Raw genomic sequence first — 13,966 nt, 5'->3', positions numbered from 1 at the left:
TTTCACCAAATAATTTATGAACTACATAACTTTGCACTCTATTTGTAACTATTCATTATAGATTCTCTAAATCCTTTAACCATATTGTAGAAACGGCATCAGAAGGCATACGCCAATCACCACGTGGACTCAAACTGACACTTCCTACCTTTGGGCCATCAGGCAGACAACTACGCTTAAATTGCTGATTAAAGAAACGACGAACAAAGACTTTTAACCACTTTTTTATAGTTTCATCATCGTATTTTCCTCCAAGATCAGCCCCTTTCGTTTCTTTAACTGTATCAGAAGTAGGTTGCTCAAAAGCATGACGTGCCAGCATATAGATTTTCTTTGGACGAAAACCAAAACGCAAGAAATAATACAAGAAGAAATCATGTAACTCATAAGGTCCTACAAGATCTTCTGTTTTCTGCTTGATATTACCATCTTCATCAGCAGGTACTAATTCTGGACTTATTGGTGTATCAATGATATCTAACAACGTTTCTTTCGAAGTTTCATCAACTGAAGTCATAGCAACATAGCGTACCAAATATTTTATCAATGTTTTGGGGATACTACAGTTTACGCCATACATACTCATATGATCACCATTATAAGTCGCCCAACCTAATGCTAATTCAGACAAATCACCTGTACCGATAACCATTCCACCAAGTTGATTACTCAAATCCATCAGAATTTGAGTTCGTTCACGAGCCTGTCCATTCTCATAAGTGATATCATGCACCGATATGTCATGACCGATATCTTCAAAATGCTGCGTTACCGATTTAGCTATACTTATTTCACGAATAGTGATTCCCAAACCATTCATCAAGGATATAGCATTGTTAAAAGTACGATCTGTTGTACCAAAACCAGGCATGGTTACGCCAACAATTCCCTTTCTGTCAAGTCCCAACCGATCAAACGTTCTGCAACATACGAGCAAAGCCAGCGTTGAATCTAATCCTCCACTAATTCCTATAACAACGGTCTTGCAATGAGTATGAACCAAACGTTTGGCCAAACCCATGGTCTGAATATTAAAAATTTCCTCGCAAGATGCATTCATATCTGAAGACGTAGGAATAAAAGGATGAGCATTAACCTTTCGCTCTAACTTAAAGTCATGAATTATATCACTCGATTTAGCATCAATCGTTCGAATAGCAAATTGCCCATTCAATTCTGAATATTTGATATTACGCTGAGCATTTACATACGTACTATTGGTACGTCGTTCACTACGAAGTTTTTCCACATCAATCTGGCTTACAACCATTTGTGATGAAACAGAAAAGCGATCACCTTCTTCTAGCAATTGTCCATTTTCATATATTAGCGCATTGCCCCCATAAACTACATCTTGTGTACTTTCACCAAAACCACAACTACTATAAATATATCCAGTCATAGTACGTGCACTTTGTTGCGCCAACAGACTCTTTAGATAAGCATGCTTTCCAATTAGTTCATCACTAGCAGAAAGATTAAAAATCAAATCTGCACCTGCCAAAGCTAATTTATTACTTGGCGGTGCCGGAGCCCAAACATCTTCACAAACTTCTATACCAAACTGAACACCATCTACTGTTCTGAAGAGTTGAACATCAGGAGTAAGTTGTAAAGTATGACCTGCATAACGGATACTCATGTTTTTTAAATCCTGTGCAGAAGCAAACCAACGCTTCTCATAGAATTCGCTATAATTTGGTAAATATGTTTTTGGAACAATACTTAGAATCTGCCCTTTCTGAATAACAACGCCACAATTTAGGAGTAAGCCATTAGCCGCAACAGGAGCACCTACAATAGCGATAATATCCAATTTTCGAGTAAAATCAAGCAACATCAATATCGCATTTTCAGATGCTTCCAAAAGAAGTTGCTGCCCAAACAAATCCTGACAACTATAGCCTGTTATCGAAAGTTCTGGAAAAACAACTATTTCAACACCCTTACCCTCTGCTTGAGCTATAATACTTTCTATTTCGTGTGTATTATATTCGATATCGCCAACTTTCACATTAGGAACTGCTGAAGCGACTTTAATAAAACCGTAGTTCATATTGACATTGCTTATCATATTAACAATTCTAAATTAGCGGATTGTTACCTGAGTTGCACCATAACCATATTCTTGGAAAGAAGCATCTTGATAGGTACAATTCTTATAACGATAATTCAATTCGTGCACTAAAGCTTGACGTAGCACACCCTCTCCTTTACCATGGATAAAAATAATTTTTTGTCCTTTTTTCTTTTTATTTTCATCCATTATTTTCTTAAAGTAGTCTATCTGATAATGAAGAATATCAGCAGAATTCATACCCTGAGTAGTTTCCAAGACTTCATCTGCATGTAAATCCACAATAATTGTTCCATCATCTTTCACAGTCTTCTTTTTCTCCGTCTGCGCCACAACAGCATCGTCCTTATACATTTGAGCTTTCAAACGTTTACTGTCAATTATCAATGGACGAGCGACTTCATCATTATCAACGATTGTATAGAGTAATGAAGGCTGTTCGAAGAAATCATTTTCTTCAAAAGCATGAAACTTATAGAACTTAATAGGATCAATACGGAATTGAACATCTATTGCAGGTTTCAATAAGAACGGCTTATCCTTTTTAAAAGCCATCATTTGCATAGCAACACGACCTAAATCATTCAGATTCTCACTATTTACATCTTCTATAAAAAGTTTCATATTTGGTTCAACAACACCCTGCGCTTTCAATGTCCACGCATTACCTTCAGAAATAAAATACACATACTGAAGATAATAATTGCTATCATTAACCAAGTAACATTCAAACTCTGTTTTTTCAAATTCCTTGATATTTTTAGGAACGAATGCTAAGAAAGCAGAAAGTTTATTACCTCCCTGACGTTCCTCAACTTGCTTTTGAAAAGTAATTTCACGATCAGCCGGATCATAATCATCAACCTCCATGGACACGGCTTCATCATGAGCACTCAACATAGACTTGATACTACGACTATCATGTGCAAGTTCTGTATTAGCATGAGCTTCGGCTGCCTCACGAGCATCCATCTTTTCATTGATCATTTTACCCATGCTATAATCATCCTGCTCTACTACAACAATATCAGTAATTGGTGTTGGAATCTGAAAGCCATCTTCATCTTCTACCAATACGATATTACCTTCTTGAAAACCGGCAACTTTTCCACCACCAGTTTCTGACAAAAATCTTACTTTATCACCGATTTTAACTTTCATAACTTACCTTGATATAATTAGTAATTAAGGAATCAGCAGAGAACTATCTCCATAGCTAAGGAAACGAAACTCATGACTTAAAGCATAATCATAAACCTTTCGCCAATCTCCTTTCAAAAATGCACTAACTAAAAGAAGTAAAGTACTTTGTGGCTGATGAAAATTAGTTATAAGCATCTTAACTATCTTATATTCATAACCTGGAGCTATAATAATTTGGGTGCTGCTATGTAACGCTTCCAAATTATTTCGATCCAAATAATCTAAGATATTTTGCATAGCTTTCACAGCCGTAATTCCATCTACAAGTTTTCCATCTCGCCCATCGTCATAAGGAGTCCATTGATGGACATGCAACTCGTCTTCTGAAGCATCAGGATGATGTTCCAAATAGACACCCATATAATAAAGACTTTCAAGAGTACGAACACTTGTTGTACCAACAGCAATAGCACTACAATCATGTTCCAAAAGTCTCTCAAAGGTATGACGATGCACTACAATATACTCTGTATGCATCTCATGACCATCTATTTCTACACTTTTTACAGGTTTAAATGTACCCGCTCCAACATGAAGGGTAACCTCATCACGTACAATTCCATGTTTATCTAAGTCCGACAAAACAGAATCTGTAAAATGAAGACCAGCAGTAGGTGCAGCAACACTTCCTTTTATTTTACTATAAACAGTTTGATAAGTTGTCTTATCGCTTTCTTGAGTTTCTCTGTTCAAATATGGTGGTATTGGCAGTTCCCCGACAGCTTCAAGAATTTCAGCAAAATTTACTTTTTCAGTATTCCACTCAAAATCTACCCAGTAATTAGTTCCACCAGAATGAGTAGTCAACTTTTCTTGTTCTGGAGTCAAAGCTTCGCCACGACGAAGGGATGCTACCAACGTAAACTCATGACCATTAATGGAAAAATCACGTTTAAGAGAACCTTCTTTCCACTTTTTCAGATTACCTATCATACATAGCCAAGCACAATGACCTGTCGTTTGAAACATTAATTCATAATCAGTAGGTGCAGCAGGTTCCATCAAGAACACTTCGATTAAAGCTCCAGTTGCTTTACGGAAATGCATACGAGCCTGAATAACTCGAGTATTATTACAAACCATTAGTGCACCTTTAGGAAGATGGTTAGGAATATTATAAAATACATCTTCACTAACTTCACCATGCTTGTACAACAAAAGTTTAGAATGATCACGCTGACTTAGAGGGAATTTTGCTATTCTTTCATCAGGCAAATCATAACTATAATCACTTATTTTTATATGTTTTGTTTCCATTTCTCGCACAATTTAAAAAGTAAATAAAATTCCTTTCATCACAACATATATTAAGATAAAAGATACTACTGTCAATACCATATTGATATCATCCAAATCATATCCTGTTTGTGTATACTGACAGGATATATAATTTGCATTTGTTGAAATCCTACGATAAACATTTTTAAAGACTACATAACCTATTGCACCAGCAACACATCCCCATAAGATTCCACAAATAATATCACTTGGATAATGCATCCCCAAATATAGTCTTGTCCAGCAATTAATTAAACTCCATGAAAAAAGCGTATAATTAAGGACTTTGCTTCTTACCAAAAGACAAAAAAATATGGCAATAGACATTGTATTAGCAGCATGAGCAGAGAAAAAACTAAATTTATCCCCACTTACATTAGCAACCAAATCCAAAGAACTCTTAAATGCTGGATCATTAAGAGGACGCAACCGTCCAACCCACGGTTTAATAATACCATCAGTCATTCCGTCAGCTAAGAATACACATAGGAAAGCACAACCTATTGCCAACATAATTTGAGCCATATTCTCATTATTTTTAATAACAAGAAACAATAATGCCATATAGAGTGGAATCCATGTCAAGCCATTTGTTAATGACACAACCACTCCATCTAAAAAGAGGCTTTCACTTCCATTAAAAAATAGTAAGATTGCTCTATCTATATCTAAAAGACCATTAAAGTCCATTTCACCTTATAATAATACTAATTTCCGTAAATAAACCAAAATAGAAATAATCATATTTCTTCTATTTGTTTCGTTTCAATCCATCCTTCACGACCATCTGCTAGTTTTATACCTCTCCAATCCTTCATTGTTTTATCTGTAATATCAACATGAGTTCCTTCATGAATTACAAAAGATTGTGTACTATTTGTCGAAGGTGTCTTCATAACATTTACTGTAGGAGCAATGACTATAGCTCCGGATCGATTCAGAAGCGTCTGCTTCTGCTGAAAAGCAAACAAATTGGCCATTAGGAATAATACGATAAAGAGAATACCACCAAAGAAACCAATTTTCCTCATCAGGATATTATATGAGAACAAATATATCAAAGTAAGAACCAAAGCTACAATGATAAAACCAATAGCCATGCAAGCCCAATTGTCCACACTCGTAAAATTAACCAAAGAATGATACCATGTAACAAAAAACATTTCATTAATCGGTGTAATTTTATCGATAGTCTTACTACTTGCAAATTGAAGATTAAATCGGATATCAGCATCACCTGGTGCAAGTAAATAAGCTCGCTCATAAGCCAAGATAGCCTGAGTAAGGTTGTCTGTACGGTAATAAGAATTACCTAAATTATAATATATATCGGCAGATACTCCTCGTTTCAATATTTCGTTATAATCTTTGATTGCCTGATGATAATTTCCACGAAGATATTCAGAATCAGCAATTTTTTTACTTGCAGCATCTGCACTGCTCTTTGGCGCAGCCTGTGCAGACAATGATACCATTACAAAAGCAAAAAGCAACAACAAAGTATGAAATCCTGATTTTCTCGCTTTTTTAGAAGCTTTAAGAGAATCCTCAATATGTTCAATTGCAGTCATAGCAGATTCAAATGTCTTATTCATATTACCAGTTGGATCACCAGGAGCATAACGTTCAAACTCACACTCGTCTAAAGCACTAACAAACTTTTTAATAGTTTCACTATCCACATGATTATTCGCCAAATTATCCTGAATATTATCACGAGAAAGGGTTACTACTGGCATATTTAATTTATCACCAACATATCCCCAAAGTGCTCTTAGAACTTCATCATAAAATTCTGCCTGTCTATTTTTAAACATCAATTGACTGGCCTTCTTAAGTCGTTTACTAGCAATTTTATTTGCTCTGTTTCTACGCTTCCCTACCATATCGGCATTTTCCAACGCACGCTGACGGAAAACAATAAGCAATGCTACAAAGATACAGATACAAATAGTCAGCCAAATCGTATAAGAAGTACTGCCAAAGAAGAAATCATGCTTTTTACTAAGTTCAACAGGTCCCTTCTTTATAGCATGAATATCCTTATCGATATCTTGAGTAAAATCTGCAGAAGAACTTAAGCCACCATCACCTCGCTCTACATGAATTGTAAATGGCTGAGTCTTAATTGTTTTGTACGCATTCTGTGTAACATCATAATAAGTAAAAGTAACAGATGGAATAGTATAAGTACCTTGATTTCTAGGAACAGCCATAAAATCATAAACCATATTACCTTCCAAACCATTCGCAGTCAACTTTGTCTTATCGGTAACTTTGGGATCATAAGTATCGAAATCCTTAGGAAAATTAACTATAGGCTGCTTTATCAACTTTAAGTTACCAATACCCCCTACGACAATACGAAGATTAATAGGATTACCTGATTTCAATTCCCTTTTATCCAACTGAGCAGAGATATTAAATTTACCAACTCCACCAGAGAAATCTGTAGGACGATTAGGTAACGGATCTACAGTTATATCAATACTAGGAGCTTTTATACTCTTTTTTACTTCAACATAACCAGAACCTCCATTAAAGAAAGCCTCAAACGGATCTACACTTCTATTTTCTTGAACAACAATACCATTAAAAGTAATGCTAGGTATTGTCAGTTTTCCTGTCATTTGAGGATACATAACATACTGACTCCAAGTAACACACTTATAGGTTTTGCCTCCAACTTTTTCTAGATGAAAAGACTTCTGTTGAGGTAACTGAACCTCTTGAGAATGAAAGCCTTTTAAATCAGGCATTTTACCCTCCAATTGAGTCAAATCCACCTGAGTATATACCTTATAGGTTAGAAGTACGGGCTCCTGCTCATGAACATGTTTTTTATTCGCACTAACACGAATAAACAAGTCATTTCCAGAGATAGGAGTACCAGCAGATTGCATACGGGAAGTATTAACATTATTCTGATGCATTGAAGGCTGCTGGTTATTCGAAGATGAAACATGGCCAGAGACATGTACTGTCACGGCATGAGAATGAATACGCTTTCCGTTAACAATAGCATAAGCTGGTGGAATTTTAAACGTGCCATCCTTTGAGGCATACAAAGTATAAGTAAAAGTAACCGAAGAGGAACTACTTGTATGCCCATTAATCATCTGAAAACTAGACTGCGAAGATGTATATGGACCTGCCAGTACCTCTAATGCTCCTGGTATATTCCCTGCACGAAACTCTTCTACATCTTGCGTATTCACAGTATAAGCCAGACGAAAATTCTCTCCAGCTGCGACATGAGATGGAGCAGATACAGTTATAGATTGTGCTTTAAGTGCAATAGCATTCAAAGCACAAAATACACATAATATGAAATATCGTAAAGTCAATCTCATCCTCTAAAAATTTATATCTATGTTTAATAACATAATTCTGTTTTGCAAAATTACCAATTTTTATCCAAATTACGGCTTTTTGGCTGCGACATATTTCGCTGCATCTTCTGTTTTGTAGCTTTTTCTTGCTGGATAGCAGCATTCAAAAGTTGATCGGCATTATCCCGACTCATTTTCTGCTCATGCCGCTGATTTTGATTTTTGTTTTTATCTTGATTTTGCCCCTTCTTATTTTGATTTTGATTTTGATCTTCCTTTTTATTATTTTGATTCTTTTTATCCTTATTCTTGTTCTTATCTTTATTTTTATCATTTTTTTTGTTCTGTTGATTAGGATTATTTTTCAACAGTTTTTTACAAAGAGCGAGATTATAACGCGTCTCGTTATCGCCTGGATTATCTCGTAAACTCATTTTATAAGCATCAATTGCTTGAGCATACTGACGCTGCTTTTGCATAATCACACCTATATTATGATAGCTTTTTGAACGTCTGAAAGGATTATTTTCTATTTTACTTGCTTTTTCAAATTGTTCAACCGCCATAGAGTCTTTATCTTGTTGCAGCAAGGCACAACCCAAGTTATAAAGAGCTTGAGAGTTTGAACTATTCTTTGCCAAAGCTTTACGGTAATTAATTTCAGCCTTAGTCCATTTCTGAGCATGAAAAGCACGATTACCCATACGAATAAGCCCTCTGTCACTTTGAGCTTGTAATGACAGGGTGCAAACCATCATAACTATTAATATAATATAGCGATAACAATCTCTCATTTTCTTATTACTTCCGTTTGAAAATTTTTATATTTTTCATGAGTGGATTCTTCCTGTAAAGAACACAGATTTCTAAGATTAGCAGAAACATAACCACAATTGCTACAGCCTGAAACTGTTCATTATAATCACTATAGATGACACTATCAGTTTCACCTTTTTGTAATCTACTTAAATCATCATTCAACTGATTTTCTGCATCTTTAGTATTATCCACGTGGATATACTTTCCACTACCTGCTTCAGCAATTTGCTTACACATTTGTTCATTTACAGCAGTCATTACAGTATTACCAGAACGGTCTTTCAGATAGTCACCATTACCCATTGGAATTGGTGCACCTTTAGAATCTCCTATACCAAGGATAAACACATTAATACCTCTATCATGAGCTGCTTTAGCAGCCTCAATTGCACCACCTTCATGATCTTCGCCATCCGTAATAACGATAATAGCCTTACCCACTTTATCATTTGGAGTAAAAGCGTGCATACAAGTATTGATAGCACCTGCTATATCTGTTCCTTGCGTCTGAATAAGACTTGGTTGAATGTCTTGCAAAAACATTTTTGCAGATACATAATCGCTGGTAATAGGTAACTGAACATAAGATTGGCCTGCAAAAACCACCAGTCCGATTTGATCATTATTAAAATGATCAACCAAATTTTCTACCAGCATCTTACTCTTAGTCAATCTTGATGGAGCAACATCCTCAGCCAACATAGAATTAGAAATATCTAAAGCTATCATTGTCTCTATTCCATTACGCTTATCATGAGATATACGAGTACCCATTTGGGGACGGGCTAGCATAATAATCGCCAAGGATAATGCACCTAGAGCTAACCAAAATTTAACTGAAGGTCGATATACAGATATATCAGGCATCAATTGTGCGACCAACTCAGGATCACCAAACTTTTTTATTTTCTTAATTCTTCTGCGCCAACCTACAAAACGTATCAGAACCATGACTGGTACGAGAAGCTGAAGCCATAAATATACAGGATCGTCAAATCTAAACATAATATTTAAGGTATTCTTCTAAACCAAGTTATGCGAAGCAATATTTCAAGCAATAATATAAACACTACAGCCATAGCAAATGGCTGGTAAGCTTCATAACGCTTAGCATAATGCTTAACACTCATCTTCGTTTTTTCCAGTTTATCAATATCTTTATAGATACTCTTCAACTGAGCCGTATTAGTAGCACGATAGAAATTTCCTTCTGTCGTTGCTGCTATTTCTTTAAGAGTTTGAATATCTATATCTACAGGCATATTTACATATTGTATTCCTCCTGCAACCATCATTGGATAAGGAGCAACTTTATTTGTTCCTACACCAATCGTATAAACACGAATGCCATAGCTCTTAGCCATCTCAGCAGCAGTCATAGGCGATATATCTCCACGATTATTACTACCATCAGTAAGGAGGATTATCACTTTACTCTTACCCTTAACATCTTTCAAACGAGATACTGCGTTTGCCAATCCCATACCTACAGCTGTACCATCTTCAATCATACCAGTAGCAGCCATATCTGTACGTGCGTCTTTTAAGAGTGTAAGCAGACTGGTATGATCTGTCGTCATCGGGCATTGGGTAAACGATTCTCCAGCAAAAATTGTTAGTCCGATATTATCATTAGGACGACCAGCAATAAATTCTGCAGCTACATTTTTAGCAGCCTCTATACGATTCGGCTTCAAATCTTCTGCTAACATACTGGTAGAAACATCCATTGCCAACATAATATTTATACCTTCCACCTGTCGGTTATTCCAAGAATTATGGGTCTGAGGGCGTGCCAGTATAAAAACCAACAATATGAACGTAATACACCTTAAGAACATTGGCAGATGTATCAAACGTACACGCCAACTTTTTGGCGCATAACGATACGGATTGGTGTCTGCCATCCTTAAAGCTGGCTCACTCTTCTTACTATATAAAAAATACCATAGTATATAAGGTATCAGTAGAAGCAGAAGCAGGAAATATCCTTTACTTGCAAATTCCATCTTTTATATGTGTTCTCTTATCTAGTCATTTACATCAGTAACATGACCACATTATATATAACATAACCTAAAATAGCCAATGATGCAATAATAAGACCAGCTATCAACGATTTTAGAACAATACGGTTCTTGCGTGTTTTCACATCATCATCACTCAATTGTGGCTTTACCTTTTCTTCTGTTGGTATTTCATCCGTTTTAGTCTGATCTATAAAGTTTATAGCATTGACCAAATTTGCATCATTCTCATTAATTAAGGTTTCGTATTTAGCAAACTTCACAAGATCAGCAGTTTGGAAAAGTTCATGAAGCTCTCTAATCATAGTTTTATCTCCTGTTGCCTGAAGATGTTCTATAATTTCAGAACTTGTCATCTCCATAGCATTGAACCCGAATCGCTGTTGAATATATTCTCGAAGCGTATCCGTCAATCTTGTATAATATTCCTTCTGACCTTCCTGAGTTTCTACACGATGCTGTTTCATCTCATTGATTTCATGAAGTGCTTTCTGATGAGCAGGTACCTTCTTTACTATCTTAATATGTGTAATAACAGGCTTATTTTTTCTTAATCTATCATACAGATAAAAGCCCACTCCACATAACAACAGGAAGAGGATACTTAACCAAAACAAAGGAGCCCATTCTGCCCAAGAAAAAGGATTATCCTGTACATCTTTAGGTGGATAAAACTGATTTGGATGAATTGTATCTACAGGTACCGTAAGAACTTTCAGTGCTAACTGATTGCCTTGGTAAGATTTACCAGCGACCTTTACTTTCAAAGCCGGAATAGCATATATTTTCTCATCAAAAGAGGTCAATGTATAAGAACGTGTTATACGGGTTGATTTATCATCGACCTCAGTTGTATCATCCTTCATTTTCAATACTTCTACACCAGGAGTAATATACTGAGATGGCTTTAATGAAGGGAAGTCTACACGTTTTCCCTTGGGTAAGGTAACCCTAACATGCAAATCGGTCTGCTGTCCTATCATTATTTGGATAGAATCAATTTGCTGTTCCACCTGTACCTGAGAACTACCAGCTATAGGAGTTGATAATACAACGAGTGTAAAGATTATATGTCTATACCAATTTTTCATTTTTTTACGAGTACAATCGTCTTTAACTTCTTTGTTTAAAAAGCAATATCAGTGCTTGAACAAAATCCTCATGAGTTGCCACACTAGTCCAGTCCACTTTACTTTTAGCAAATGTTTGTTTTAGAGAATCTTCTCTCATCTTCCAAGCCTGTTCATGTGCAATTCTCAATTTTTTAGAAGACGTATCAAGATACATCTCATGCCCTGTTTCAGCATCCATCACCTTAATAAGTCCAACATCTGGAAGAGATTTTGCTCTTTGGTCATATACCTGAATAGCTACCACATCATGTTTTTGGTTAGCAATCTGTAATGGTTTCTTAAAATCTCGTTGATCATAGAAATCGCTCAGTACGAATGCCGTACAGCGTCTACGCATAACACGAGTAAGGTACTCCATAGCCGCACCAATGTCAGTGCGCAGGCTTTGTGGATGAAAGTCGAGCATCTCACGTATAAGATATAATATATGCTTCTTACCTTTTTTGGGTGGAATATATTTTTCTATACGATCAGAGAAGAAAATGACACCTATCTTATCATTATTTTGGATAGCACTGAAAGCGAGTGTAGCTGCTATTTCTGTTACCATATCCTTTTTCATCTGCCGGGAAGTACCAAATTCAAGTGACCCACTGACATCTATCAACAGCATCACTGTTAATTCTCGTTCTTCCTCGAAGACCTTTACAAAAGGTTTATGATAACGAGCCGTAACATTCCAATCAATATCGCGTACATCATCGCCAAATTGATATCCTCGCACCTCTGCAAAGGCCATACCTCTACCTTTAAAGGCTGAATGATATTGACCTGCAAAGATATTTTGACTCAGTCCACGAGTTTTGATTTCGATTTTACGAACTTTTTTAAATATATCTTCTGTATCCATTATTCGAATTGAAAAGATCTAGACGCCTAACTATTAATCCAAGTGCCATAAACCTTAAGGCACTTCCACTTTATTAATAATTTTACTGATAATTTCTTCAGAGTTTACACTATCAGCTTCAGCCTCATACGACAGTCCGATACGATGACGCAATACATCATATGCTACAGCCCTAACATCCTCAGGAATAACATAACCTCTGTGCTTGATAAACGCATATGCACGAGCAGCTTTTGCTAAATTAATACTTGCACGAGGACTACCACCATAAGTGATGAAGTTTTTAAGTTCCTTCAAACCATATCGCTCTGGATAACGGGTAGCAAAAACAATATCCGCAATATACTGTTCTATTTTCTCATCAAGATATACCTGATTTACAACCTCGCGAGCTTTGATTATTTCATCTGCTGTTGTTACAGGAGTTACAGTTGGCATGTGCCCCTGAATGTTTTCACGAATAATAAGTTTTTCCTCTTCAATTGTAGGATAATCAATAATCACTTTCAACATAAAACGGTCCATCTGCGCCTCAGGCAACTGATATGTACCCTCTTGTTCTATAGGGTTCTGAGTCGCCATTACAAGGAATGGATTTGGCAACTTAAATGTATTATCACCAATTGTTACTTGATGTTCCTGCATAGCTTCTAGCAAAGCACTCTGAACTTTTGCAGGTGCACGGTTTATTTCATCGGCAAGCACAAAATTGGCAAACACAGGTCCCTGTTTTACTTGAAATTTTTCATCTTTCTGTGAATAGATTAGGGTTCCTACAACATCGGCTGGCAATAAATCTGGAGTAAATTGAATACGACTGTAATCTGAATCAATCAACTGTGAAAGTGTCTTAATAGCCAATGTTTTAGCCAAACCAGGAACACCCTCCAAAAGGATATGACCATCACTCAGAAGACCGATCAATAGCGAGTCTACTAAATGTCTCTGTCCTACAATAACTTTATTCATGCCAGTAGTCAGATTAGTAATAAACTGACTTTGCTGTTCTATCCGAATGTTTAATTCTCGAATATCTATTGATTCTGCCATAATATTTTAATCTATAGAAGTTTTTCCATCTTTTTTTTACACACGCAAAAGTAAGCAAAAATGATGGGCTAAGCGAATACAGCAGTCTAAATAATATTAAAAAACTTTTTAGAAGTATAGAAATTAAGAAAATTTCAATGATTATAAGCAAAAAAAATCCAGCTGTTTAAGAGACAGCTGGATTTTCTTCATTTTTT

Annotated in this window: 11 protein-coding genes; all 11 read right to left on the bottom strand. The window is 36.0% G+C overall.

The annotated features are described in order from the left end of the window. Nucleotides 1–55: 55 nt before the first annotated feature. The 11 genes from L6471_RS07565 to L6471_RS07515 are packed head-to-tail and all read right to left on the bottom strand — an operon-like array spanning nt 56 to nt 13,769. A complete protein-coding gene (locus L6471_RS07565) occupies nt 56–2,056 on the bottom strand; it encodes an NAD(+) synthase (protein ID WP_237797642.1) in 2,001 nt (666 codons plus the stop codon). Nucleotides 2,057–2,089: 33 nt separating this feature from the next. Then, complete coding sequence (locus L6471_RS07560; protein WP_237797641.1) at nt 2,090–3,238, bottom strand: DUF2027 domain-containing protein; 1,149 nt, start codon at nt 3,236–3,238, stop codon at nt 2,090–2,092. A gap of 24 nt (nt 3,239–3,262) precedes the next feature. Next, nucleotides 3,263–4,537: an S-adenosylmethionine:tRNA ribosyltransferase-isomerase gene (locus L6471_RS07555; protein WP_006282406.1), complete on the bottom strand. Its 1,275-nt coding sequence runs from the start codon at nt 4,535–4,537 to the stop codon at nt 3,263–3,265. A gap of 12 nt (nt 4,538–4,549) precedes the next feature. Next, entirely contained in the window at nt 4,550–5,248 is a 699-nt protein-coding gene (locus L6471_RS07550; RefSeq protein ID WP_006282407.1) for a phosphatase PAP2 family protein, read from the bottom strand. A gap of 50 nt (nt 5,249–5,298) precedes the next feature. Next, entirely contained in the window at nt 5,299–7,911 is a 2,613-nt protein-coding gene (locus tag L6471_RS07545; protein WP_074614270.1) for a BatD family protein, read from the bottom strand. 50 nt (nt 7,912–7,961) lie between these two features. Beyond that, nucleotides 7,962–8,684, bottom strand: coding sequence for a tetratricopeptide repeat protein (locus L6471_RS07540; RefSeq protein WP_074548338.1), 723 nt, complete (start codon nt 8,682–8,684; stop codon nt 7,962–7,964). 7 nt (nt 8,685–8,691) lie between these two features. Beyond that, on the bottom strand, nt 8,692–9,714 hold the full coding sequence (locus tag L6471_RS07535; protein ID WP_027453439.1) for a vWA domain-containing protein: 1,023 nt from the start codon (nt 9,712–9,714) through the stop codon (nt 8,692–8,694). Nucleotides 9,715–9,719: 5 nt separating this feature from the next. Continuing rightward, complete coding sequence (locus tag L6471_RS07530) at nt 9,720–10,718, bottom strand: vWA domain-containing protein (RefSeq protein WP_027453438.1); 999 nt, start codon at nt 10,716–10,718, stop codon at nt 9,720–9,722. A gap of 29 nt (nt 10,719–10,747) precedes the next feature. After that, nucleotides 10,748–11,827, bottom strand: a complete 1,080-nt coding sequence (locus L6471_RS07525) for a hypothetical protein (RefSeq protein WP_006282413.1) — start codon at nt 11,825–11,827, stop codon at nt 10,748–10,750. Between the two features lie 22 nt (nt 11,828–11,849). Next, a complete protein-coding gene (locus L6471_RS07520) occupies nt 11,850–12,719 on the bottom strand; it encodes a DUF58 domain-containing protein (protein ID WP_074548342.1) in 870 nt (289 codons plus the stop codon). Between the two features lie 54 nt (nt 12,720–12,773). After that, complete coding sequence (locus L6471_RS07515; RefSeq protein ID WP_027453437.1) at nt 12,774–13,769, bottom strand: AAA family ATPase; 996 nt, start codon at nt 13,767–13,769, stop codon at nt 12,774–12,776. Nucleotides 13,770–13,966 lie beyond the last annotated feature (197 nt).

Origin of the sequence: Segatella bryantii, assembly GCF_022024215.1 — a bacterium.
In the GTDB taxonomy this organism is placed as follows: Bacteria; Bacteroidota; Bacteroidia; order Bacteroidales; family Bacteroidaceae; genus Prevotella; species Prevotella bryantii.
The sequence above is the reverse complement of the archived record's forward strand: the minus strand, read 5'-3'. Positions and strand labels throughout refer to the sequence as shown.